33 protein-coding genes are annotated in these 25,333 nt (G+C 25.2%); 14 read left to right on the top strand and 19 right to left on the bottom strand.

Features of this window, described 5'->3' with window-relative positions:
- Positions 1-164: 164 nt before the first annotated feature.
- The 7 genes from ACZ91P_RS14775 to ACZ91P_RS14745 all read right to left on the bottom strand — a co-directional run bounded on the left by ACZ91P_RS14775 (position 165) and on the right by ACZ91P_RS14745 (position 5,019).
- A complete protein-coding gene (locus ACZ91P_RS14775; protein WP_465157088.1) occupies positions 165-617 on the bottom strand; it encodes a hypothetical protein in 453 nt (150 codons plus the stop codon).
- Positions 618-775: 158 nt separating this feature from the next.
- Complete coding sequence (locus ACZ91P_RS14770) at positions 776-922, bottom strand: hypothetical protein (protein WP_465157087.1); 147 nt, start codon at positions 920-922, stop codon at positions 776-778.
- A 111-nt stretch (positions 923-1,033) separates the two neighbouring features.
- Positions 1,034-1,435: a 30S ribosomal protein S9 gene (rpsI, locus tag ACZ91P_RS14765; RefSeq protein WP_465157086.1), complete on the bottom strand. Its 402-nt coding sequence runs from the start codon at positions 1,433-1,435 to the stop codon at positions 1,034-1,036.
- An 11-nt stretch (positions 1,436-1,446) separates the two neighbouring features.
- A complete protein-coding gene (gene rplM, locus ACZ91P_RS14760) occupies positions 1,447-1,887 on the bottom strand; it encodes a 50S ribosomal protein L13 (RefSeq protein ID WP_465157085.1) in 441 nt (146 codons plus the stop codon).
- A 111-nt stretch (positions 1,888-1,998) separates the two neighbouring features.
- A complete protein-coding gene (locus ACZ91P_RS14755) occupies positions 1,999-3,240 on the bottom strand; it encodes a serine hydroxymethyltransferase (RefSeq protein ID WP_465157084.1) in 1,242 nt (413 codons plus the stop codon).
- Positions 3,241-3,326: 86 nt separating this feature from the next.
- The gene (locus ACZ91P_RS14750) at positions 3,327-4,283 is read right to left on the bottom strand and encodes a hypothetical protein (RefSeq protein ID WP_465157083.1); all 957 of its coding nucleotides are present in this window, start codon (positions 4,281-4,283) and stop codon (positions 3,327-3,329) included.
- A gap of 73 nt (positions 4,284-4,356) precedes the next feature.
- On the bottom strand, positions 4,357-5,019 hold the full coding sequence (locus tag ACZ91P_RS14745; protein WP_465157082.1) for a uracil-DNA glycosylase: 663 nt from the start codon (positions 5,017-5,019) through the stop codon (positions 4,357-4,359).
- Between the two features lie 132 nt (positions 5,020-5,151).
- On the opposite strand from ACZ91P_RS14745, the gene ACZ91P_RS14740 reads away from it, so the two are divergent.
- The 11 genes from ACZ91P_RS14740 to ACZ91P_RS14690 all read left to right on the top strand — a co-directional run bounded on the left by ACZ91P_RS14740 (position 5,152) and on the right by ACZ91P_RS14690 (position 10,499).
- A complete protein-coding gene (locus ACZ91P_RS14740; RefSeq protein ID WP_465157081.1) occupies positions 5,152-5,868 on the top strand; it encodes an IMPACT family protein in 717 nt (238 codons plus the stop codon).
- A gap of 604 nt (positions 5,869-6,472) precedes the next feature.
- Complete coding sequence (locus tag ACZ91P_RS14735) at positions 6,473-6,712, top strand: hypothetical protein (protein ID WP_338988931.1); 240 nt, start codon at positions 6,473-6,475, stop codon at positions 6,710-6,712.
- Between the two features lie 519 nt (positions 6,713-7,231).
- Positions 7,232-7,516: a hypothetical protein gene (locus tag ACZ91P_RS14730; RefSeq protein ID WP_338991147.1), complete on the top strand. Its 285-nt coding sequence runs from the start codon at positions 7,232-7,234 to the stop codon at positions 7,514-7,516.
- Positions 7,517-7,525: 9 nt separating this feature from the next.
- A complete protein-coding gene (locus tag ACZ91P_RS14725) occupies positions 7,526-7,684 on the top strand; it encodes a hypothetical protein (RefSeq protein WP_465155746.1) in 159 nt (52 codons plus the stop codon).
- 13 nt (positions 7,685-7,697) lie between these two features.
- Positions 7,698-7,952, top strand: a complete 255-nt coding sequence (locus ACZ91P_RS14720) for a hypothetical protein (RefSeq protein ID WP_465155631.1) — start codon at positions 7,698-7,700, stop codon at positions 7,950-7,952.
- On the top strand, positions 7,945-8,109 hold the full coding sequence (locus tag ACZ91P_RS14715) for a hypothetical protein (protein ID WP_465155633.1): 165 nt from the start codon (positions 7,945-7,947) through the stop codon (positions 8,107-8,109). Before ACZ91P_RS14720 ends, ACZ91P_RS14715 begins: the two co-directional genes overlap by 8 nt.
- Before the next feature lie 2 nt (positions 8,110-8,111).
- A complete protein-coding gene (locus tag ACZ91P_RS14710; RefSeq protein ID WP_465155635.1) occupies positions 8,112-8,249 on the top strand; it encodes a hypothetical protein in 138 nt (45 codons plus the stop codon).
- 2 nt (positions 8,250-8,251) lie between these two features.
- A complete protein-coding gene (locus tag ACZ91P_RS14705) occupies positions 8,252-8,953 on the top strand; it encodes a hypothetical protein (protein ID WP_465155637.1) in 702 nt (233 codons plus the stop codon).
- Between the two features lies 1 nt (position 8,954).
- Positions 8,955-9,863, top strand: coding sequence for a recombinase RecT (locus tag ACZ91P_RS14700; RefSeq protein WP_465155639.1), 909 nt, complete (start codon positions 8,955-8,957; stop codon positions 9,861-9,863).
- Complete coding sequence (locus ACZ91P_RS14695) at positions 9,848-10,318, top strand: hypothetical protein (RefSeq protein WP_465155641.1); 471 nt, start codon at positions 9,848-9,850, stop codon at positions 10,316-10,318. Before ACZ91P_RS14700 ends, ACZ91P_RS14695 begins: the two co-directional genes overlap by 16 nt.
- A 4-nt stretch (positions 10,319-10,322) precedes the next feature.
- Positions 10,323-10,499, top strand: coding sequence for a hypothetical protein (locus ACZ91P_RS14690; protein WP_465155643.1), 177 nt, complete (start codon positions 10,323-10,325; stop codon positions 10,497-10,499).
- A gap of 24 nt (positions 10,500-10,523) precedes the next feature.
- Here ACZ91P_RS14690 and ACZ91P_RS14685 read toward each other — a convergent pair whose 3' ends face one another.
- The 7 genes from ACZ91P_RS14685 to ACZ91P_RS14655 are packed head-to-tail and all read right to left on the bottom strand — an operon-like array spanning position 10,524 to position 15,674.
- A complete protein-coding gene (locus tag ACZ91P_RS14685; RefSeq protein WP_465155645.1) occupies positions 10,524-10,922 on the bottom strand; it encodes a hypothetical protein in 399 nt (132 codons plus the stop codon).
- Positions 10,923-10,966: 44 nt separating this feature from the next.
- On the bottom strand, positions 10,967-11,518 hold the full coding sequence (locus tag ACZ91P_RS14680) for a hypothetical protein (protein ID WP_465156843.1): 552 nt from the start codon (positions 11,516-11,518) through the stop codon (positions 10,967-10,969).
- A gap of 23 nt (positions 11,519-11,541) precedes the next feature.
- Entirely contained in the window at positions 11,542-11,769 is a 228-nt protein-coding gene (locus ACZ91P_RS14675) for a hypothetical protein (RefSeq protein WP_465156845.1), read from the bottom strand.
- A 23-nt stretch (positions 11,770-11,792) separates the two neighbouring features.
- Entirely contained in the window at positions 11,793-13,160 is a 1,368-nt protein-coding gene (locus ACZ91P_RS14670) for a hypothetical protein (protein ID WP_465157080.1), read from the bottom strand.
- On the bottom strand, positions 13,150-14,088 hold the full coding sequence (locus tag ACZ91P_RS14665; RefSeq protein ID WP_465155651.1) for a hypothetical protein: 939 nt from the start codon (positions 14,086-14,088) through the stop codon (positions 13,150-13,152). The genes ACZ91P_RS14670 and ACZ91P_RS14665 overlap by 11 nt, the downstream gene beginning before the upstream one ends.
- Positions 14,089-14,094: 6 nt before the next feature.
- Complete coding sequence (locus tag ACZ91P_RS14660; protein ID WP_465156865.1) at positions 14,095-15,195, bottom strand: hypothetical protein; 1,101 nt, start codon at positions 15,193-15,195, stop codon at positions 14,095-14,097.
- A gap of 17 nt (positions 15,196-15,212) precedes the next feature.
- A complete protein-coding gene (locus tag ACZ91P_RS14655) occupies positions 15,213-15,674 on the bottom strand; it encodes a hypothetical protein (RefSeq protein ID WP_465155655.1) in 462 nt (153 codons plus the stop codon).
- Positions 15,675-15,903: 229 nt separating this feature from the next.
- Between ACZ91P_RS14655 and ACZ91P_RS14650 the strand changes: the two genes are divergently transcribed.
- Entirely contained in the window at positions 15,904-16,377 is a 474-nt protein-coding gene (locus ACZ91P_RS14650) for a hypothetical protein (RefSeq protein WP_465157079.1), read from the top strand.
- A 35-nt stretch (positions 16,378-16,412) separates the two neighbouring features.
- A complete protein-coding gene (locus ACZ91P_RS14645) occupies positions 16,413-16,937 on the top strand; it encodes a lipoprotein (protein WP_465157078.1) in 525 nt (174 codons plus the stop codon).
- A gap of 29 nt (positions 16,938-16,966) precedes the next feature.
- Here the strand turns inward: ACZ91P_RS14645 and ACZ91P_RS14640 are convergent, their stop codons facing one another.
- The 5 genes from ACZ91P_RS14640 to ACZ91P_RS14620 are packed head-to-tail and all read right to left on the bottom strand — an operon-like array spanning position 16,967 to position 23,670.
- Positions 16,967-20,152: a hypothetical protein gene (locus tag ACZ91P_RS14640; protein ID WP_465157077.1), complete on the bottom strand. Its 3,186-nt coding sequence runs from the start codon at positions 20,150-20,152 to the stop codon at positions 16,967-16,969.
- Between the two features lie 4 nt (positions 20,153-20,156).
- Positions 20,157-21,548 (bottom strand): hypothetical protein, encoded by a 1,392-nt coding sequence (locus ACZ91P_RS14635; RefSeq protein ID WP_465155663.1) that lies wholly within the window; start codon positions 21,546-21,548, stop codon positions 20,157-20,159.
- Positions 21,549-21,561: 13 nt separating this feature from the next.
- The gene (locus ACZ91P_RS14630) at positions 21,562-21,846 is read right to left on the bottom strand and encodes a hypothetical protein (protein ID WP_465157076.1); all 285 of its coding nucleotides are present in this window, start codon (positions 21,844-21,846) and stop codon (positions 21,562-21,564) included.
- Positions 21,819-23,279, bottom strand: coding sequence for a PBSX family phage terminase large subunit (locus ACZ91P_RS14625; protein WP_465155762.1), 1,461 nt, complete (start codon positions 23,277-23,279; stop codon positions 21,819-21,821). The genes ACZ91P_RS14630 and ACZ91P_RS14625 overlap by 28 nt, the downstream gene beginning before the upstream one ends.
- Positions 23,272-23,670 carry a hypothetical protein gene (locus ACZ91P_RS14620; protein ID WP_465157075.1) on the bottom strand — a complete coding sequence of 133 codons (399 nt, stop codon included), beginning with the start codon at positions 23,668-23,670 and terminating at the stop codon, positions 23,272-23,274. Before ACZ91P_RS14620 ends, ACZ91P_RS14625 begins: the two co-directional genes overlap by 8 nt.
- Positions 23,671-23,922: 252 nt before the next feature.
- Between ACZ91P_RS14620 and ACZ91P_RS14615 the strand changes: the two genes are divergently transcribed.
- The gene (locus tag ACZ91P_RS14615) at positions 23,923-25,329 is read left to right on the top strand and encodes an Mbov_0401 family ICE element transposase-like protein (RefSeq protein WP_465157074.1); all 1,407 of its coding nucleotides are present in this window, start codon (positions 23,923-23,925) and stop codon (positions 25,327-25,329) included.
- Positions 25,330-25,333: the final 4 nt, after the last annotated feature.

Genomic DNA, 25,333 nt, shown 5'->3' with positions numbered 1-25,333 from the left:
AAAAGAAAATAGTGTTAATGGAACATCTTTTTGATATGTACGATTAATTTATAAATTAGCAAGACTTAAATTGTTTAATTTCTTTAATATTGAATATTTATCTAAATTATCCAACAATAGTTCTAATTCTACAATAATTATTTCTTCAAATAAATGACTAATTGTTAAATTTTTATTAGTAAAAGTTTTTTATCAACATATCAAAAATTATGGGATAAAAATCTTACATCATGAAATTTTTCACCGATTGGAACTGTTTTTGAAATTTTAATATATTCTGTTAAATTCCGGTTTAAATATAAACAAGAATTATTACGCTTATATTCTAAGTTTTGTTCTTGAAAGCGTAAATATTGTAACCATCGTTCTTTTTCTTCAGCAAAAGATGAAGTCAAAAATTTCATATTTGCCATAACATTTGAATCAAAAATAGTTCGTAATTTTTCTTCATCAATCCCAAAATTATCAGCAATTTCAAGCACTACTCCAGTAGCTAACGTTTCAAATTCTTGTTTTCTCTTTTCCATTGCTGTTAAAAAAATATTTTTAACATTAACAATGCCAATTTCCGGATCAATATCGCCTAAGATTGTTAATGATAAGTTTGAATCGAACATTTCTTCTAGCAAAGTAATTGATTTAAAACGAATTAAAATATCAAAAAGATTCTTTTCTGATCCTTTTTTATCTTTTTTAATTTTTGCCTGATCATTAATTAAACAAAAAAAAAAAAAAACAGCAATACAAATATTATGCTTTAAAAAGTATCTAGGCCTTAAACTGTTGTAATATTTTTTAACCGAAGGTTTTTAACATCATCATCAGTAAATTTACTTTTTGGATTTGTTAAAAAATACAAATTTAACAATAAATTCTTATTATTATATTTATCACCCTGAATTGTAAATTCTGTCAATGTCATTTCTTCACCCTCTTATCTACATAATAATTATACTAAACTTATATTAGATAACAAATTAAACTAAACAAATTAAAAAAGTACATTGCAAAGTAAAATGTACTTTTTTGAAATCTATCTTTTTGAATATTGCGGTGCTCTTCTAGCCCCATGTAACCCATATTTTTTTCGTTCTTTAATACGAGCATCACGAGTTAGCATGCCAGCATGTCTCAATAAAGTTTTATAATCTTGTGACGCTTCAACTAGGGCTCTTGCAATTCCTAATCTTGTTGCGCCAGCTTGTCCGGTAAAACCACCACCAGATACTTTAACACGAATATCAAATTCTGATTTTGAACCAGTAATCTCTAAAGGTTGTTCCAAATCTTGCACTAATGTTGCATATGGAAAAAACTCTAATGCTGGTTTCCCATTCACAACAACATTCCCTTTACCAGGAGTCAATACAACTTGGGCAATAGAAGATTTTCTTCTTCCTGTACCATGATATATAACTTCTTGTTTTTTTGCCATATTTTCTCCTTTTATTTATTAGTTAATTCTAATTTAATTGGTTGTTGTGCTTCATGTCGATGTTCATTACCAGCATAAACAAATAAATTACGGAATAATTTACTTCCTAATTTATTTTTTGGTAACATTCCTTTAATTGCGTGTTCAACAGGATAAATTGGTTTTTTTACTAACATATCCTTTGCTGTTGTTCGTTTTAATCCCCCGGGATGTTGTGAATGATGATAATACATTTTACCCTTTAATTTATTTCCTGATAAATTAATTTTATCAGCATTAAGAATAATAACATTATCACCACAATCAACATGTGGAGTATAAGATGGTTTATTTTTTCCTCTTAAGATCATTGCAACTTTACTTGCTAAACGTCCTAAAACTAGACCTTGAGCATCAATCACATATCATTTTTTTTCAACTTTAGTTAAATTTAAGATAGTTGTTTGTCTCATGTCACTGCCTCCTCACATCATTCCGTACCAGGGTCTAATGTATAAAGCAATAATATTATAACTAAAAATAATAGGATAATCAATATTTTAACTTGTTATTTCTAAATTTAATTATTCTTGTAATTTTCAAGTTGAGTAAATTGGAAAATCACTTAATAAGTTTTTTACTTCTTCTTGATATTTAACAATATTACTTTCAGTTGGTTCTTTTAAAACATTATAAATTATTTCTCCAATTTGTTTAAATTCTTTGCTCTCAAAACCACGTGTTGTCATAGCTGCTGTTCCTAACCGAATCCCACTAGTAACCATTGATGATTCTTTATCAAATGGAATCATATTTTTGTTGCAAATAATACCAATTTTTTGTAGAATTTTTTCCGCCATTTGTCCCGAAATTCCTAAACTACTTTTAACATCAATCATTAATAAGTGGTTATCTGTTCCATTAGCTACTAAACGCAGATTATTTGCTTTTAATGTTTTTTCTAGGACTTTTGCATTATTAATAATTTCTGCTTGATATGTTTTAAAATCTGGTTCCAATGCCTCTAAAAAACATTGTGCCTTTGCGGCAATAACATGTTCTAATGGTCCACCTTGATTACCTGGGAAAACAGCACTATTAATTTTTTTTGCTCATTTTTGCTTTGATAAAATTAAACCCCCACGAGGTCCACGCAATGTTTTATGTGTTGTTGAAGTAACAACATCAGCATATGGAATTGGGGATTGATGTAAACCAGCGGCAATTAATCCTGCAATATGAGCCATATCTACCATTAATAAGGCTCCAACTTTATCAGCAATTGCACGGAACTTTTTAAAATCAATCTCACATGAATAGGAACTGGCTCCAGCAACAATTAATTTTGGTTTTACTTCAATTGCAATTTTTTCAATTGCATTATAATCTAACATTTCGGTTGTAGGATCAACTTGATAACTACGAAAATCATATAATCGACCAGAAAAATTAACATTATGACCATGGGTTAAGTGACCACCTGCTGCTAAATCCATTGCTAAAATAGTATCACGTGGTTGTAGCAAAGCATAATAAGCAGCAGTATTTGCTTGACTACCTGAATGTGGTTGAACATTAGCATGTTCAGCTTGAAATAACTCCTTAACTTTATCAATTGCTAATTGTTCAACTTGATCAACATATTCACATCCTCCATAATATCGGTGAAATGGATATCCTTCAGCATACTTATTAGTTAAAATTGATCCTGTAATAGCTAAAATTGCCTCACTAACATAATTTTCTGACGCAATCAATTCAACATGATTTTGTTGACGTTTTAATTCCAAATCAATCAATTTTTTAATTTGTGAATTCACTTTCATTATTTTCATCTCCATTCTATAACTTCTAATATCATTATATAGAGATAAATAAAAATAACTTCAATAAAAGTTATTTTTTCAAGATTTTAATATTGTAAATTTGCATTAGTATCTTTATGAATTAATGGGGAAACAGCCCGATATGTAATATAAATAATTGCCGAATTAAATAATACTTTCATTGGTGCCATTGCTAATCGCGTAATCATAGTTACCCCATAACCATCTGTTCCACCATTTTTATTCTGTGACACCGTTAAAAAGGCGATATCCCCCCAGGCGGATATCAAGGTGGTGACTCAATATTCATTAACAACAGCAAGCATAATAATAGCAACTAAATCTCAATAAAGTTTTTTTGTTTTATCAAAATGACGATAAACAAACATAATAATTCATATAATAATAATAGTTCCCCCTGTGCCAAAACCAATAATATAAATTAAAACAATTTTGCTAACTTCCAATCCAGCAAATAATGTAATGGTTTCAAATGGTGAATATCATGTCATTACTCCAGCAAAAGTTCCAAAAATTAAAATAAAAATATTTGTTAACATAAATAAAACTCATTTATGCTTACCAACGGCACGATTAATTGAAGATACACAACCTGACAAAAATCCATATGAAGCAATTACAATAATATAAGCAACATGGAGATAAGAAGGAACAAATAACATAACAATTAAATCAGTAACAACCCCCGATAAAAGTCCAACAATTGGCCCAAAAATAAATCCACTAATTTTAACCATTAAACCTTCAAAAGCAATCCGCACAGGAGGAAAAACCGTAATTGGTACTGTTATTGAAATAATAATAGTAACTGTTGCAGAAACTGCTGACAACATTGTAATATACGCAATATTTTTTGTTGTAAAACGAATACCATGATAACGTTTAGGATTAATTAAATAATATAAACCATTATAAATACAATAAATAATAAAAAGAGCACCAATAACACCACTAGCAATATATGCCATTTTATTACTATATAAGATTTTTGATATATCACTAAATGATATTAGTAGACCCATAATATCCCCACAATCTATATTAATAAAATAAATCCTCTTGTCCTGTCAATATTTTACATATATCAATTATACATTACATTTTTCAATCAATTATGTTTTTTTTATTTTTTAAAAGTAAATCGTTAATTTTTACAAAAAAATGTTGATCCTTAAATAAATTGTAACTAAAAGGTGATGGGTGTGCTCCCTTAATAATATTACTTTTATTCAAAATATATTCACCATACTGTTTTGCATAATTGCCTCATAAAACATATACAATATCATTACGAATCTCATTTAAATAAATAATCAAATTTTGACTAAAATTAGTTCAACCAATATCCTTATGACTTAAAGGCGTTTTGGCAACAATACTTCCAATTGTATTATATAGAAAAACACCTTTTTTAGATCAATGGTCTAAATTACCACTAGCATAATGATCAACACCTAAGTCTTTTTTTAATTCATGAAAAATATTGACTAAACTTGGCGGAGTTTTAATACCATCATTAACACTAAAAGCTAAACCATTTGCTTGGCCTGGACCATGATATGGATCTTGTCCAATAATAACAACTTTAATATCATTAGGCTCAATTAATGTAAATAAACGAAAAATATCTGTTTTTGCAGGGTAACAAAGTTTATTTTGATATTCACTATCAATATTCTTTAACAATTGTTTAAAATACGGTTTTTTAATCTCATTATCAAAGAACTCTCCTCAACGAACTGCGTATTTTATTCACATTCCAATTTCTCCTATTGCCTCTTATTATAGTAAATTATTAATTTCGGTTTTTTGCAAAATAATTATATCAAAAAAAGGAAAAAAAGATAATATAATGAAGATAAAATAAAGATAAAAAGGAAGGTGAAAAACTTGCAAGAACTAAAAGAAACTAAATTAATTATTAATGAAATAAATATTAAAAAATCACGCTTCCTTTGTTTATTGCAAAAAGTTACTTTCGAACATGATACACTTGAATTTATTAAAACAAATCAACAGCCAAACGCTGCTCATAACTGTTACGCCTACATTATTGGGAAAAATAAAAATATTATTCGAAAAAGTGATGATGGCGAACCAACTAATACTGCTGGCAAACCAATTTTAGAAATTTTACTTCATCATAATTTGACTAATGTTGTTTGTTTAGTTATTCGTTATTTTGGGGGAATTAAATTAGGAGCTGGCGGATTAATTCGAGCTTATGCTAATAGTGTTAAAACAAACCTAATTAGGCGAATTGGAAATAATATTATTCCGTTTAATTTTATTAAGGATATTAATTTTAAAGCAAAATTAATTACACAAAAATTACAGCCCATTCAAACAGCTATTTGAGAAAAATATAAGATTAAATTAGAATTTATGGAGTTACCACAAATTTTACCAATTATTATTCAGGATGCTGATTATAAAAAAGATGGTCGTGATTTGTTAAATAGTATTGAAAAGCATGTCGTTGATGGACTGAGTTCATTTATTTTTGCAAATCAAACTAAATTTAAAGCTGGAGAAACAATATTAGTACAGCACAAGCAAATGGTCATCAAATTGAATATTGTTTTAAATAAAAAATGAGTAATTTAATTAATTTTAATCGTTTTGTTTCTTTTTCAACCATTGAAGGACCTGGAAAACGATTCGCATTATGAATGCAAGGTTGTATTATTAATTGCAAAGGATGTAGTAATCAGGAAATGATTCCTCTCATTAATCGGAATGTAATGGAAGTCAGTGACCTTTTTAAGGCGATTAGAGACGCTAAAGAGCGCTTTCAAATTGAGGGGATTACCCATTTTTAGGGGGAGAACCATTTATTCAACCACGAGCGCTCTTAGAACTAGTCACTTTATGTCAAACAAATAATTGGTCGCATGTAAAAAAGAAGGGTTTTAACAAATACATAGAAATTGAATAAAAATAATAAACCATTTACTAAAATGGTTTTTTTATTTGTAAAACCAAAATTATTAATTGATTCAGAGAAAGGACAGCATCTTAAATTCTTAAAATAGAAACTTTTTATTACAACTTTTTGATACCCTCTTTAAGTTGTTTACACATTTATTAAATATCTTAGAAATCTTTATAAAGTGTACCTGTTTTTTCTCCAATTTTAAGGTGTTGTCCTTTCTCTGTTTCAGTTAATTAATTTGCTAATAAAAAAACTTAATAAAGGAAGGAGTAGGTAATGAAAATTAATAAGCAACAAACAATATGTGATGTTGATAATTGCTATAAAGCAATATCATTCATTACCGAAGAATTTTTATCAAATAAAGTTTTATGAACTTGTGAAAAACATAAAGATTTATTGAATAAAGTAAAAGATAAAACACAAAAGCGGTTTTATAAACGCCTAGAAAATTCAAAAATTATCTTTGATTATGAAACTGGTTTATTAAAACTTAAATTTTATAAAACAACTTAATGCAGAGCGAAACGGTTATTTTAAATAACTAAGTGTTTTTATTCCACAGCCGGCCGAGGCAAGTACTGAAATAGTGTATGAGGAAAAATGTAAATCGGCGCTGGTTCATTAGAACTAAGCGATAGTCGTGATAAGTCCAAGGTTAATATCAAACGACAATAAAAATAGAGATAGTGACTTTACAATTAAATTTGCGAAAAGTGTGGTTGGTTGGAGTTTTATAGCATTTGGTCCTTTAAAATGCGAGTGAATTTTTAATTTAAAAACTGAACGTCAAATCCCAGAGCAAAAGCACAAATGGGCACGGATAAAGGAAGACATATATATGTCTGGCGTCAATATTAAAAAAACAACTGTGGATTATTAAACATTCAAACAATTAACATATCGCCACCGCTCACCCCCAGTGAGGCGGATGGCGTAGTAAGTAAATAGATAAATACTTATATAACTAATTCTCGCTTGGCACTTTCACTTGGGAGTGAGTGCCAGCGAGTTAAAACTAGGAGGAAAAAATAAATGACAGAATATAAAAGTAAATATATTAATAAAACTTGAAATGAAATAACAACATCATTTTATTGAGTTAATTGTCAACCTATTAATTGTCGTATTTCACATCATAAAAAACATTATGATTTGCAATGTTTAGAATGAGCCAAAATGTACTTAAATTTATTTAAAGATAAATGAGATGTTATTGCTTCTTATATGCAATATTACAAAATTAACGATATTTTAGATTTAGCTTCTGATGGTTGAAAAATATTACAAATTGACCAAAAAATCAAAGGAATAATTTAGGAGGTTTATATGAAAAAGTTAAATAAAATTTGTCTTAAAAAAAGATATTGAGGTTATTGCTTTAAATGTAATCAAGAAAATAAATTAAATGAATTAATGCTTAAAAGTTATTCAGTATCATTTGAAGATATGACTGATGAACATTGAGCATTAGGAAAACAAAATTAGGAGGAAATAAAAAATGATATGTAATAAAGCATTAAAAATTACCAATAAAGATATTATTTATGCACAAATTGATAGTGATTATTCAGATAATTTAGAGTTAAATTTATATCTTAAATTTGGTGATGAGGAACGACATGTGGGTAATATTTCATTGCCAACAAATTTTGACTTAAATTGCAAATGATATGAAATTGATGAAGTTAAAAGTTTAATTAGTGATTATTTAGCAGATGAAGAAGCAGATTATGAGGTGATAAATTATGAATAAAAGATACTTATTAGTAACAAAAGATAAATATAGCTTAAATACTACATATTTTTATACATTTGATGAGGCAAGAATTTATTCTGAAAATTTAAATTATTGTAAAACTACAATTATTGATTTAGAAAACAAAAATATTAAATGACAAGGATGTGAGTAAATATGTGAAAAGATGAAGATGGTAAGGTTTATACCGAAGAAGACTTATTTAATATAGCATTAGAAGAATGTCACTCAGAAGACGGTGCTTATGAGTATATTGATAATTTAATTATGAATATGAATTTGGAGGAAATTTAATTATGGAAGACTTAAAATTAAATAATGAAGTTAAAAATATTACTTATCCATTTTATTTAAAAGGAAATGATTTTAAAGAATTAAGTTTAAAAGCATTAACAATTAAAAAATGAATTGATGAAAATGGGCAAGAATTAGCAGAATTTATATATCGACAACAAGCTTGATTAATAAATGGAGAATATAAATCACAATCACTAAAAGATTTAAAACTAGTAGTTTCAAAAATTGATTATATTTTTAGAGAACCATTAGAATTAATAAAAAATTTTAAAGATGAATTAAATTTTATTAGAAAAGATATTTTGAATTTAGAAAATAATATTAAAAGTAATCATGATTCTTTTAAAAATAGTGTTATTAATATTCAATTTCAAAAACAAAATGAAATTATTGAAAATCACAAAAAAGAACAATTTTTAGAAATTAAAAGTGTAGCAAAACAAATGCAAGAATTAAAAATTATTACTAGTAATTTTCGTAAAGAAAAATTATTAGTTAAAGATATTGAAGTTATAGGTATTAATGATGATTTTTTACAAAAAGCTGATAAATTAGAACTTATTAATCTTATTAAAAACTATTTAATTGTTGATGAACAAATTGTTAAAAATGAAATTAAAGAACAATGAGATAGTAATAAAGATATTAATTTAATTGGTATTAAAGGTATTAATTTTAAAATAAATAAAGGAGAAAAATAATATGGCAAATATTGTTGAATTTTTAAGAACAGATAAAGCAACAGAATGAATAAAAAGTAAATTTTCAAATGAAAATGAAATTGCAAGATTTAAGAGTAATATAGTTTCAATATCAAACAGTAATGAATTATTACAAAAAGCAGACCCAAAAACAATTATGACCGCTTGTTATCAAGGTGTTTTATTAAATTTACCTATGGAAAAGCAATTCGGATATGCTTATGTCGTTCCATATAATACTAAAATAACAAGAATTATTAATGGTCGTGAAATCCAAGAATGAATTAATCAAGCACAATTTCAAATGGGTTATAAAGGTTATATTCAATTAGCTCAAAGAAGCGGTCAATATTTAGATATGTCAGTATCAGACGTCAGAGAAAATGAATTAGTAAATTATGATAGATTAAAAGGAACTAGTTTTAATTGAATACAAAATGAAGATGAAAGAGAAAAATTACCAATTATAGGTTATGTAGCATATTTTAAAATGGTTAATGGTTTTGAAAAAACATTATATATGACAAAAGAACAAATGGAAAATCATTTTATGAAATATTCTAAAACTTATGCTAAAAATAAATCATTTTATATTGCTAGTTTTGATGAAATGGCACTTAAAACAGTATTAACTAGTTTATTGCGAAAATGAGGTATTATGTCAGTCGAATTACAACAAGCTTATAAATCAGACCAAGCAGTTATTACAACTAATGATGAAAAGATTTATATTGATAATGATAATAATATAAACATAAATAAGAGTCAAATTAGCAACGAAAATATATCAAATAATAATTTATTACATGAATCAAATGAAAGATTGACAGATAATAATGTAGTAAAAGAAGAAGATATATCAAATGTATTACCAACAGTTAACAACGATGAGGAATGAGCGACTTGATAAAAATAGGTATTGACCCATCAGGAACTGGCACTACGGCCGTTGCTATTTTTGAAGATAATAAATTAATTGATAAATCTGAATATACAAATCATTATTGAATTACACAAACCGATATTATTTTAGATAAGTTAAAACAAGATGCAATTATTAATATTGAAGATTGTTTATATACAAATGCTAATGGTTCAAAAGACCGTGATGATTTATTAAAAATAATTGGAGTAATTAAATATGATACACACGAATTAAATAATGTTAATTGAGTATCACCAAAACATACTAAATCAGTTGTTAAAAATATGGAAAATTTAAGTAAATATAATGATAGTTGTATATGAAAATATGATAAAGATAATAATTTAACTTATCAATATGGTAAAGGTTGATTCTATAATAATGAGAAAATAAGTAATCATTTACGAGATGCCATTATTATTGCTAATTATGAAGGTTAATATTATGAAAAATTCATATAATCAAAAAACAGAAAAATATTATTCTAAATTAATTCGTAATGTTAATATTTACTTAAATGAAAATGAAGAAAAAGTTTGAAATGAATTTAATGGCCTTACTTATTCACAACGAATAGAACATCTTATTAATTTTTATATAAAACACAATAAAGAAAAATAAAAAATAACCTTAATTGGTTATTTTTTAAATGCTATTTGTTAGTTGTCTAATAGCATCTTTTTGTTGTTGTTTTTTGTCATTTACTTTAACTTGTTTTTTAACATTTTTAATTTGACCTGTTTTTAATGCTAATTCTGTTGCATAATCAGGCCCTCGTAAATGTTTTTCGTGGGCAATAACAGCAGTTCTTAATTCTCTAATTTCTGCTTTATATTTTTTAATTTTTTTAGCAGATAATCCAAGAATACCAAGACTACCCATTCCGCCTGCACCTGCTAATACAAGTAAAGCAATTACTATTTCATTACTAATTTCCATTTTAATATTTCCTTTCTTATCCTTACTCAAACAGTGGCCATCTATTTTTTCAAAACAAAATAATTTATAAATTAAACTATATAACCACCCAAAAATATCAACCACCCCTAATATATAGTCTATTTTAAATTTAATTCTTTGTTATTTTCTTATGTTATACCATCTAAATTATTTCATTGTTTTGCTATTCTTGGTTGAATAACACGCGGATTAATTCGACATTCTAAACAATGTCTTAAATGGTCTTTTTTTCATTTTGATTTATCAATTCAAATAATAATTAAAGAAATTATTAAAGTAATTAAAGGTAATATTGTAAATACTAATCCCATTTTAGATATTTTTAATCGTGGTATATCAATTTTCATATCTACTTTTGGTTTACTACTAGCAACAAATATACCCTGAATTCCGTGTGTAAATAAAGGGGTTAATAATATGGCAATTCCATTACCTCAATATTGACCATAATTATATCAATTAATATTATCTTTTATTGCATTAATCATGCCATATTCTAATCAACAATTTAATGCTAAAAATATCAATGTATAAAAACTAACTACTCAACTACGAATTTTATATTTCCTTTCTCATTCTCTAATATCTTTATGAGTTCAATTATAAGTCGGAATAGGGTCTTTTTTAAATCAATTTCAAGGTAAGGCACCCTTTAATCAAGTTGTTTTATCTTGTTTCATAATTATTTACCTCATTTAATTTTTTATTCATTTTTATTTAATTCTAATCATTTTTTATTGAATAATTCTTTAATATCATTTCTATTATTTGAAATAATTCTTCATATTGGATGTTTTTCAAATAAATTTAATTCATTAATAGTTGTTGCACTCTTTATTTTTCTTATCACTATATCATAAGAATCCGATGTTTCTTTTGAAAAATCAGTATCCATATCACGCTTATAAATAGAATGCGGTTCATCAGTCATTAATTCTGTATTATTTGAATAATTTATTTTTTTCTTTCAACATGTAATGCCATTAATTTATTATTTTCAGAAATTATTTCGCCATTTTTTTTAAGTTTTATACTATTAAAGGCAGCAAATAAATTAAATTCATAATGATTTTTATATGTTTCAAACATAATATTAATAATATCTCCGTCATTTTGATTAATACCAATTCATATTTTGTATATATATTTTGTAGAATCATAATTTCTAATTTGATATTTTTTGTCAGAAAAAGATACAAAATCACTAGTATTAACAACTTCTCAATCATTGCCACCACTAATAGATATATCACCACTGCCTAATAATGAAGAACCATTAATAGTTTTAATATTTGTACCGCTTACTAATTTATCTTGTTTAAGATTAATATCTTGTGATGTTTTTACAATATATTTACCATCAACTTTTTCAATATAATTTTTATTTAAATCACTATCTTTAATAATATCTGTTGGAATATCACCACTGCCTAATAATGAAGAACCATTAATAGTTTTAATATTTGTACCGCTTACTAATTTATCTTGTTTAAGATTAATATCTTGTGATGTTTTTACAATATATTTACCATCAACTTTTTCAATATAATTTTTATTTAAATCACTATCTTTAATAATATCTGTTGGAATATCGCCACTTTGTTTTGCTTTTCAGACATTATTTTCATAATAAATACTATCATTATCAAATGGAACAATAAGTTTAATATATTCGTTATAATCAATTTTAGAAAAATCATTAACAGTTGGATAAAAAATATTTATTGAATTATCTGTTTGCAATCGTTCTTTTAATCAAAATAATAATGTTGGATAAAAAGTTTTTTTACTAATATGTTTATATTCTTCTTCTCATGAATGAGCATAATTATCTAAACTATAATTATATGGTCTAGATACTGTTTTACTAGATATAATATCAATTATTTCACCTGCTAATTTTAAAGCATTTTTAACATCTCTGGTAATATTTTCATTTGCTTCAGGGTCATTAGTTTGTGAATAAGCAACTCCACCTTGTGAAAATGATGCACTACCAGTTAAATCATTTACTCCTTTTGGTAAATATCAATTAATAACTGCTAATAAACAAGCAGATTGAATATAACTTAATCATTTATCATATTCAATTAAACCAGTATTATCTTTTTTTACTCATGGAAATAATTCTTTTTTATTAATCTTATCGGAAATTGTTCCACCTGATAATCTATCCATTCATAAACTAGTTTTTAAAATAGCATTATAAATTAAATTATCATTATAAGCAGATTGTTTTCTTTCATTAATAGGTTGTCAAAGTTTACTTTCTTTAACATCTTCAACTGTTATAAATAATAAATTATTTAAATTATTTTTCATATAATACACCTCTTAATTTATTACGATATTTATTTTTTAAATTACTTGGCTTATAACTATTAACTCTTGCTTTTGCTTTCTTAATTTTTTTAATAGTTTGATTAGTTTTGTAAAAAATATTTTTAACTGGTGTTTTATATAAATTCTTAATATTTTTAACATCACTTCGGCGTTCACGATATCATTTTTTATTATTAATTTCACCAGCAAAATTAAAATTAAAATGTCCAATTTTTAAATTATTAATAAACTTTTTAATTTGTTGTAATTTTTGAACTGTTGGTAATGTTAATTTAGTAGTTCCTTTGGGATATTTTTCTTTTAATGCTTGTGGTAATCGTTTTTTAATATAATATCTTAAATGATTAGGTAATCATTTTCTTAATCAATAACGCCAAAATAAAGATCCTGCATTAGATACAGCATTACTTAATAATTTTCATATTTCAACTGGAACACTAGGATAAACATAAGGTCCATAAAATTTCGGATGTTTTGCTGTTTTTGTATATATTAAAATAGTTAAATTACCTGTTAAAGTTAATTTATTTGTAATATTAAACATACCACTATCAAGTCAACTACTATTTAAAGGTTGTCAATTAGTATTTAAATAATTTTCATTTTTAAATTGTTTTCTATTTTTAATATTATTATCTTTTTCTAATTGACTTAATATTTGTTGAATTTCTTTTTTATGACCTTTTTTAATTAAATCTAAATAAGTAAATGGATTTAATCACTGATAAATATCTTCAACTTTATTTGTAATTTTATTATATTTATCACTAATATAATTAATTGGCTTTAATATTTTATTTTTAACTTGATTAACTCTATTAATTAAATTTACAAATTTACTTATTAAAGGTTTATTTTCTAAATTAGATACTAATAAAGTTAAAACGCGTAATATTAGTAAATTCATTTTATATTAACCTTGATTATTTGGTTTTGATTCTGGTTTTGATGCTGAAATTAGATAATCAACTGGAACTCTAAAAGTTTTATTTAGATTACTTTTAGCGGCAGTAATTTCATCTTGGCTTGGTTGTTTTTCCAAAATAATTTTACATGTTTTAGGATATAAAATAGTTGGTGTTGCATATTGAACTTTACCAATTCATTTAGGATTAGCAGTATCATTATCTAAAACTTGTTGAATAGTATCCATATTAATTGGATAAGCTCATACTTGTTTATTAATAATTAAACCATTTACATTAGTAAAATTATAACCTTTATCACGGTTAACTTGTCCTTTTGTATATGTTTTTTCTAAATGAAAGCTTTTTGATACTGGAATACCCATTGCTGTATTTTCATATAATTCACCATTAACCATCGATTTTAGTTGTGCTTGTGAACCAATTACTTTTAAAAAAGCAGGTGTTAATCCTAAATATGATCTTCGACCTAAAACCATAAACATTTTATCTGTTGGTAAACCAAAATATAAATTACTAATTTGATTTGTTAATTCAATCAAAGTTTCATTTAATGTAAAGAATGCTTTATTTGCATCATCTGCATTTTCTGCTGTATAACTACGAAATGGAATTACTTCATATTGACCATCTGCTAAACAATAATCATAAATAGCCTGAATTAATTCACATTCTAAATTAACAAATTTATTCTGTACAACACTAGAAATAGCATCAGCAATAACGCCATTTTTAATATTTTGTTCTATTAATGCTAAGTCAAAAGCTTCATTCATTAATTTTAAATTAAATCTTTTATCAATAGGAACTGGAATTCTTGTTAATCCCATTGTTTGAGTTGTCCCACCATTTGGTAATGAATAATCATCTTGTCATACCACACGATGAGTTAAATTATATAGTGCTTGTCCTGCATTTGGTAATCAAGCAACTTGTTCTGCGGTTGCAGTAGCATACTGCATAATACTTGCATATTCATTATATAAAGGTCCACGCAATAAAGCATTAACCATATCAACATACGCTTTTTGGTCTGTTGTATTACCTTGTAATATAAAAGGTACTTGTGGCAAGTTAATTGTTGCCATAATATTTCACTCCCTTATTATCTAAGGTTTTTAAGTGTATAATCAGTTATTTTTTTAATTTCATCAGGAGTATATGCTCCTTTTTCTTTAATAGTTTCAATTTCTTCATTTTTATTTTCACTAGATTTTTCAATCATATCTTTAATAAAATTAGTTGGTGAAACTGATGGTTGTTCTTCAACAAACAAATCAGGTTTTAATTCTTTTAAAGTTTGCATTTTTTCAGATAAAGAATTACCACTAACTTTATCTAAATTAGTTTTAATATCTTCAATTTTAGTAGATGGAACATCTTTAAATGCTTTTAATTCATCTAATTCATTAGATAATTTAATAAAGTCTTCTTTTGATATAACATCTTCGCGTTTTTGCACACTTTCTCTAATTTGCTTTGCTTCATTATTAAACTGATTTAAGATATTTTCCGCAATCTCTTCACTTAAACCTTGTTCTATTAATTGTTCTTTTGTAAGTGCCATTTTATAAACTCCTCTTTTTTTATCCTTGTTCGATTAACAAGTCAGCATAACTCTTTTTACGGAAAAAGATTAAACCTATGCTTTTATTATATATTAATATTTTACTAATACAATACTTTTTATATAACCCCTAAACTTAATATCTTTGCTTGCATATATATATATATATATATAATGCAGGTAGATCTTGATAAAAAGTTTCAAGATTAAGAAAAGGAGAAAAACAAGTATGAAAAAATTACTTAATTTATTAAGTGTATTAATTGGCGGAACTACTGCACCAGCAGTAATTGCTAATAGTAACTTTCAAAAATATGAAGAAATTAAAACTAATGACTTTAAAACAAATAAATTAAACAGAATAAAAAGACAGACAAAATTTTTTAATGAAAATGGACAAATAACTTTTGATATAGGTAGTATTTATCCAAATAGAAATATTTTGGTTAATAAGCCCTCGAGTTGGGGAATTACAGGAAATAATCCACCAAGCAATTGAGAAATAATTAGTGGATTAAGGGTGGCAAATTCTTTTTCAAATTTAAGTTTAAATAATAACGATGTGGGATTTCATTCTATTAGAAATCAAAATATACTTTATACTGGTGATTTTTTAAATGTTAGTTATGCATCTAGAAACAGCGCTTATATTAGTGCAAAACAAAATACTCCATTTAGAGGTGGATTTTGAATATATTATTAAATAATTTTAAATAAGTAAAAAGGAGACATATACATATGAAAAAATTATTAATTATCATTAGTACAATATCATTAGTAGGAACAAGTGCAACAAGTTTAGTTGCTTGTAATACAACACAAGAATATACAAAAGAACAATTAGCAAAATTAAAAGAAGAAAATCAAATAAATACAAATAAGCAAGAAATAAAAGACAATTTAGAATGAATAACACCACAAGAAAAACCATTTAATAATATTGATAATAAATGATATTTTGTAGTATGAAAAGGAAATAATCAATGAAATATAAATAAATTTAAAAATGATGAATTTCCAAAACAAATAATACCTAATAATAATGGTAAAGATAAAATATTGATTAATTATGGTGATTCTATTGTCGGAAAACAAAGACAAAAAGAATTATATTTTGTTTATAGAGATTCACTTAAAATTAAATATTGGTCTGAAGACAACAGGAAATATTTTAAATTAGTTTATCGTTGAAATGGTGAAGAACAAAAATTACCCGACTTAATAATTGATAATGATGGTAATGTAAAAGTTAACGGAGAATAGAAAAAGAGATTTTACATCTCTTTTTATTTTTATCTTGGTTTAATTGTAATTTTAACTGGACTATCGCCTTTATTTCTAATTCCCAAAACATTTGGATTAGAAACATCTATTGTTATATCTTTATTATTACCAAAATATCCTATTTCAATAAATACTAATTTAGCAATTAATGCTTTTGTAAATCTAATTTTTAATTTCATATTATTTGTATAGTATGCTTGTAAATATGTTTCTTTAATTTTATCTTTGTCGTGATTAAATAATTTTGTTATTTGTAATAAAAATCTTAAATCATAGTTATAATTTGGTGTGTTATATATATTAAAATAATTCTTTTTTGGTAAACCATTAGTAAAAGCGGTAGCAAATGTTTTAATTTCATTATTTATATTATCTGTATATAAAGTTATTGTATTTTCAAAATTAACTTTATCAGTTTGTGAATAACCCGATTCATATAAAGTTATATTCTCTAATGAACCATAAGAATTATTGCAACTATTTAAACCACCTAAAATATCAACATTTCTATTAGGAATAAAATTCTCTATATTTGCTTGTGCACACTCAACTTGTAAATTACCTAAATTACTTATTTCAATAGTTTTATAAGCATCTTGGAATTTACTAATACTTTGAATTGTTGGGTCAATTTGTTTTAAATCAATTTCAGTTTCATAATAGCCTTCATTAAATTCATCAGAAAATAAATTATTAAATGAATCTTGCTTACATTGTGCTGGTGCTGTAATTCTAGTTAATAATGGTAATACTACATCAGAACGCATAATATTTATTGTATATGGTTTATAGTTATATGGTACTGGTGGTAATACATATTTTGGATAATTAAATGTTGGTATTTCATAGTCATGGGGTAATAAGAAACTAGTTTTATAATTAGTTGTCATATCTCGTAAATAGTTGTTTAATACACTTTTTGTTTTACCACGAAAACTTCATACTGATAATTTTAAATAATCTTCTTCATTGTTAGTATATGGGTTATCAGCATAAAAGATAATTTCAAAATTACCTTTATATAATGCTTGAATTGAAAACATATCAATTATATAACTACAATTTGTACCATCTGGTGTTTGTAAGAATTCACAATCATTATCTTTTTCACTATCACTAACTGGTGTTTGTGCATCAACTGCTCTTACTAATTCGTTAATTAAATAGATACGATTAGTTTTAGGATTTAATTGTTTTAAATTATAAGTTGAATAAGTTATTCGTTCTGTTGATTTACCATCCTTAGTTAAAACAGTACCTTTTAATTTGTCTGTTAATAAAGTAGTAAAACCCAAACTAGTAGCATTTGCTCCAAAAATAGCACCAACTTTATCATTCCCTTGTTCTCTAAATATTTCAAATGGTAAATAACCTTTACCTTTTGAGTTTTCAGATCAAAATGCATCATTATAAAAACTATAAATATTTGCACTCATAAAACCATTAAATCATTGGAAATTAGGTCATGATTTTTCATTTTGATTAATTACTCAACCTCAGGGAATACCAAATGAAATAAAGTTTAAGAATTTACCAACACCACCCGGTATAGTAAAAGGATTAAATACTAATTTTTGTGTATAGTTTAAAGGTAATACTGTAATTTGGCGATTAATAAAATTATTCATATTTAAAATATCTCAAACATTACATGCGCCCATTTTATTATATTCAATTTGAACTTGACCAACGGTATTACCGAATTCATCTTTTCTTCTAAAATAAGATGATGCCTGGGTAGTAATAATATTATCAACTGTACCACTGTTTGTTTTTATTTTTGCTGGTGGTGTTATTTTTCAATCTTTAGACCAGTAAAATTTAGAATCTTTATCTTCTTTATGAATATTTCTACCAACAGTAGAATTAGTTGCTGATGTAGTGGCGGGGTCAGTTATAACAATACCCTCACTATTTTTCTGTTTTCAAAAGTCGTATCTGCTTTCCATATCTGTTTTTCAGTCTTTATAACCAGTTATTATTGTTGGTTGTATTCCTTGAATGTTATATCAACTTACTTCGGGTGATGCATAAGTATTTACTTTATCAGGTGGTGCAGGAAACATGTTATACATTAATAAATCTCTTGAATTCATTACTTTTTTATTAAATTGACCTTTAATAATTGGTCGGCCAATAACTGGCATATCAAAAAAGATAGGATTACCATAAAATTTAACTGCCACTGCTATAACCCCTGGGTCTTTTAATAAAATCTCATCTAATTCAACAATACCTTTATTTAGTTTTTCATCATAAGTTATTTTAGGAAAACAATAACCTTCACCTGGGGCACTTGTTTGTATAAATTGTCGTACTGATAAACCACTATTACTAATTTTGTCATTAATACTTGAAAAGGTAATTTCTTGTCATAAAAAACTACCATCATAAGGTGAATAATAATTAATAACATTTGATGGATATAATCATTGTCTATCTTGGGGTGCAGAATTAATATCACCACCACCAATATTTAAACCACGATCATTAAATACTGTATAAAAATTATAATAATCATTAATATTTAATTTATCAGCATCTTCATCTAAAATTAATAAAGTATATTGTCTTTCGGTTGATTGTTGAGTAAATACTTGTTCGAATTTAGCTTCACCGAATTGGATTGAACTTCTATCATCAATCATATAAGCATCTCAATATTTACCAACTTTAACTTCTTTTGTATAAAAATTATCTGCTTTATTATCATTATTAACAAAATAACTTAATTTGTATTGCTTTAAGTATTCTAACATTCTATTAATATCATAAATGTTTTCACCAGCAATTAATTTTCAATAAACATTATTATTTTCATCTTTTAATTTTATTGCAAAAGGTGTTTCATTATTTGCTCATATTGTTGAATTAATAGATTGTTTATTAAAATCATCAATCGTTAAGATAGTAATTTCTTCACCTTTATATTTTTGGACTATTTTTAAACTACCTTGTCATTGTGCAATAGTACTTTCCATATTATCAAATATTCGTGAATAACTACCATAGTCACTTGGTTTTGCATTATTAGGTTTTCATCCTGTTTCAGTATCAGGTATATATGAACTATAAACATTAAAAGGAAATACCATTCAATGTCTATTATCTCTTATGTTTTCTCTGATATCTATTAAAGTATCATGGGCTTGTCTTCTTAATTCTTCCATAACCCCTGGATTAATTCTACTCATTTTTTTAATTCTCCTTAATTTCTGTTCTCCCTTGTAAGGCATTTTGATTATTACCAGTTTCATCATATTCTAGTAATTTATTATTATGTTCGATTTCTTTAGCTTGCATTTTATCTTGTCATTGTTCTACTTTTTCAAAATATTTTGTTGCTTCTAATTCGTCAACGTTATCATATTCAGTTATGGCTCTTATTGGTTCCATTGTTCCATTATCTAATCTAGCGATAATTAATTCATTTTGTCGCATTTGATCAACTAAACTAGCACTAATAAAATCAAATCCATAAGGGCGTTCACCGCTACCATCTCATAAATCATAATATTTTAAAACAGTATCAAACATCTTGGTATAATATTGTTTACGATATGCCTGTAAATATGCTTGTTTTTCTAAGTCTTTTGTTTTAGTTAATAATGACTGTGTTTTATTTTGATCATTATCTGATTTATCACCAAAAGGACTAGAAAAATGACATGCTAAATATACTTGTTCAATAATAGATTTTTGGTCTTCAGTATATGTTTCTAAGGTTGGTGTACCTTGTACCACTTGTAAAGATTGGGATAATTGACCATCTACTGTTGATGAACTTGATTGAACAAAAATATCATCAAATACATCTTGTAGTACTTTTTTATTGCCTTTGTTATAAGCAGTCATTAAATCATCACTTAGTATCCCATATCAATGCGTACGATTTGCATATCTTTCTTTTGATTTAATATTAAAACTATCTTCTAAATCAAATTGTAATTTATAACAATTTGCCATTGTAGGTCATGGATTTAAAGTTGTTGATGTTGATAAAAATAAAGGATTAGATTCATTAATCATTTCTCAAAAAGGTACAATACCTAATTTATTTTTAAATTCTTGTACTAAAACAGGTCTAACATCATCTTTAATTTGTGTTTTACTTTGACCAACAACTACTTCATTATTTTTAGGTCAACCTTTAATAACTATTTTATCTTTGGTACAAATTAAATTTAAAATAAAACCACTATCTGATTGATGATAATTTAATCAAATATCAGCACCTTGTTCAATTTCATTTATTTTACTTACACGAGATGTAAAGTTAAAAGGGTTAATTCATAAATCAATATTGCCATCACTAGTTTCTAATAAACCAAAGATAGTTTTACCCATTAAACTTGCTGTTAATTCATTTTTATCTAATTTTTCTTTTATTTTATAAGTTTCATATCATCAATTTAATTTTTTTAAAATATCTTTACGATGAGATTTAAATAAAATATCTTTACCATTTACTAATCGCATTTGATGGCGAGCAATAATATTGGCCAAATTAATTGTTCAATCATAATTATAAAATTTTAAAACACTATTAATATCATTTAAGTTTGGTAAACTAGGGAAAGTATTATGCATTGTTATTTTGCTCCTATAATTTTAAGATAAGTGCATAATTAATAATATTTACTGTTAATAAATTTGGTTCATTTGCCAAAACTTGAACACATACTTTAACTTTTCGATATTTTTTAATATATTCATTATATAAATTTAATTTACATATTGCGATATTATCTTTTTTTAATTCTTGACAAAGTCTTTTTTTAACTTGTCCACAAACAGACATATAAGGTCTTTTTGCATTTATTACACGCTCATCATGTATTACATAAATATCTTTTTTCATTAATTTATTCACTCCCTTTGTTGTCATAATTTATAATCTGCTGAACTATTATGCTTAACCATTGGTATTAATTTAAAATGTAAAGCATAAAAATCACTATCAAATGTATCATCATATAAGTCTAATACTTTTTCTTCTCTTGCTTCAGGCTTATCTTCTCATTGTATTAATTCATATTGGGTTTTACTTACAGGACATTTTTCTCATAATCATTTTAATTGATTAGTATTTATTAACATTGTGAATGCCTCTACACGATGTCTTACTTTAAATTTTTGTTTTTGTGCTGGTTTAAATGTCATATATTGACCAAAAGAATAATTATATTTTTCTCGGTTTAAACTTTGCAATGTTGAATAAGCACTATCATCAACATTAATTGATATTCCTTGTTGTATTAAATTAAAGTATTGATTTAATTGATTGTTATAAAAATCTAAAATATCTTTAACTTGTTCTAATTCAGTTTTAAATTGTTGTGTAGCATTTGAATGAGTATATTCAGCAACTTTATAGGCTTTTTTATCAAATGAGTTATATATTCAAAAACTAGCCGCTGTTGTATGTCCTTTAGGACTAGTAGCATTAGCAATATCAACACCACCTAATAATTTAGTTGGTTGAATAATATCTGTTGCTTTCATAATATCAATATATCTTGCAAAGATTGATCCACTAGTATTGCCAGGAAGTCCTCAACTCCATACTCTTGCTCTTTCAATATCTAATTGTTCTAATCTTAATTGTTCATTAACTTTATCTTGTGGTAATTCATAATTTAATCTTCAACTAGAATAATGAATAATAATTTTCATATTTCATTTTTCAATATATTTAATTTGCTCATATTTACTACGCATTATTTCTTCATTAAAAGGTAATAATTCATTACAATAACCAACAATATATCTTTTTAAACTTTCAGGATTACATGTATTAATTGTTATTTTATTTTGATAACCACGAATAGCAAATTCTAAATCACTTAAATCTTTTTGTTGAAATTGGTCACATTCTTCTCGTCAATCAATAACTAATTTATATTTATTCAAATCAGCAAAGGCTTTTAATTTTTCTTTCCGACTTGGTGAATGCAATCCTTTACAATATATTTTGCTCCCATTTGATAAAGTAAAAGTAAAATTTGATAAATTAATAGTATAAGGTATATTATTTTCATCTAACATATTTCAGATATTTTGAAATACACTATCTTTTAAATCTTTACTCCAATACATACTAGCAATGATACAAATTGGTTCTTTAATTAATAAACTAATTTTTAATAATTCACCAAACATTTTAATATTTGATATAGTTTTACCACTATATCGCGTCCCAATTTGATTAATTTCATTAACTAATTCATATTTCTTAGCAAATGGATATTTATTACCAATACTACTATTTTGTAACAACCAATAAGGCGTTTCTAACAAATAAGTAAAATGATTAAGCATTATTATCACTTTCTTTTTTAATATCTCTAATATCCGTTTGTAAATTAACTATTATTGGTTCTTGATTATTTAAGTTTAATTCTTGTTCCAACTGTTTTTCTTGCAGTGAATATTTATAATTAAATGCTCGTTGTCAATATAATTTAGCACCATCAGGTGATTTCATCATAAAGTTAATTATTTCACTTTCTATTCTATCAACTTGTTTTTCAAGCAAAGGAACTATCTTTTCGCTCGCATAAGTATCATATCTTCACTTGCGAGAAAGATTGAATTCATTGGTTAAATCGTTCAAAGTATATGGTTTATTAGGTGATTTATTTTGCCAAAATTCATCTATTTTACGATAAAATGTTCGTAAACTTGCTGTTTTTGGATTAAATTCTTTCATTTTTTACTCCTTTATATGGTTAAATATAAGTAGAGAAAAACATGTACTGAAGAACTTGACACGGTTCTTTTTTTATTATTTATAATTTTACATCAAAATAAAAAAAAGTAAAGTAATTTACTTTTTTCAGTTAAATTAATTTGCTAATAATTAACAATTAGATTATAACACAATAAATAAAAAATAATATCTTTTTTTGCATTTTTATTATTTTTGTGTTAATGTGTAGAACTAAGGAAAGAGGGTAAAAAAATGATAAATATTGATAACAATTTTTTTAAGAATTTTAATAATTTGTTATATATACAAAGTATTGAAATTATTCAACAAAATTTAGAAGATTGTGATGAATGAATTTTTAAAAATTATAAAATTGATGAAACTTTAAAAAAATTTAAAGATTATAAAGTAAAAGAAATAAAACCAAGAACATTAACTATTTTAAATGGGAAAATAACTTTTAAAAGAAGAAAATATTATAAAATTAATCCAGAAACAGGTAAAGAAGAATATATTTTTCCTTTGGATAAACTTTTAGGAATTGAAAAATGACAAAGAATAAATAATTCTGTTAAAGAAAAAATATTATCATTTATTGGCAAGAAAAAAACATATCAAGATATTTTAGATACTATGGAACATGTAAAAATTTGTATAAAAACAATTTCAAATATTATGAAAAATGCAAAAACTGATAAAGAATATTACCTTAATAAAACTGATAAAAAAATAAAGATACCTCATACTTTATATATTCAAATTGATGGGACTTATTTAAAAATGTGAAATGAAAAGAAAAAAGGAAAAGAAAAAATAAAAAAACATAGTATATTTTCAACTGTTCATACTGGTTTTGATAAGGTAAAATCAACGAAAAAAAGACCTGTAATTCAAGATAAATTAGGTGTTATAGAGCTAGATAATATTCCAGAATATATTAAAAAAAATAGTAAATTAACTAATTTTGTTAATAAATTACTTACATTAATTACAAGTTATTATGATGTTAATGACAATATTGAATTTATGGTATTAGGAGATGGCGCACTTTGAATTAAAAATATTGTAAAATTTATTCAAGAATATTTTCCTAAAAATAAAGTACATTACACGATAGATAAATTCCACCTTACAAATAGATTTAAAAAATTATATCCTTATCAAAGTAAAAACAAAGAAAACAGAGAAACATACCATAAAGCAGTCGATTATTTTTTTAATGCTAAATATGAAGAATTATTAGAATGTTTAGAAAACAGTGCTTCTTTTATAAAAGAATCAAAAATGAAATTCTTAAAAGAAACAATTAAATTAATTAAAAATAATACAAGTGTTTGTTATACTCAAACTGTTAAATTTAACAAAAATATGAAAGATTATACTAATGCACGATTAATCACAGTCTCACGTGATTTACCATTTGCGCAAGAAAGATGTTGTGAATCTTTTAGAGATGAAGCACATTTTTTAGTGTCAGATTATAATTATCGTGATTTTGGGACAAAGACAGGATTAGTTTTTACTGCTTTGCAAGTTTTGCCACGAGCAGTTCTTATCTTAAACCAAGATAATATTGTAGAATATCTTGAAATTGTTAATCCAATTGAAAATGAACCAAATTATCAAGCTATTTATGATTTTTTAGATAGTAAAAAATAAAAAA

The organism is Spiroplasma endosymbiont of Halictus nicosiae (genome assembly GCF_978018445.1).
The sequence above is the reverse complement of the archived record's forward strand: the minus strand, read 5'-3'. Positions and strand labels throughout refer to the sequence as shown.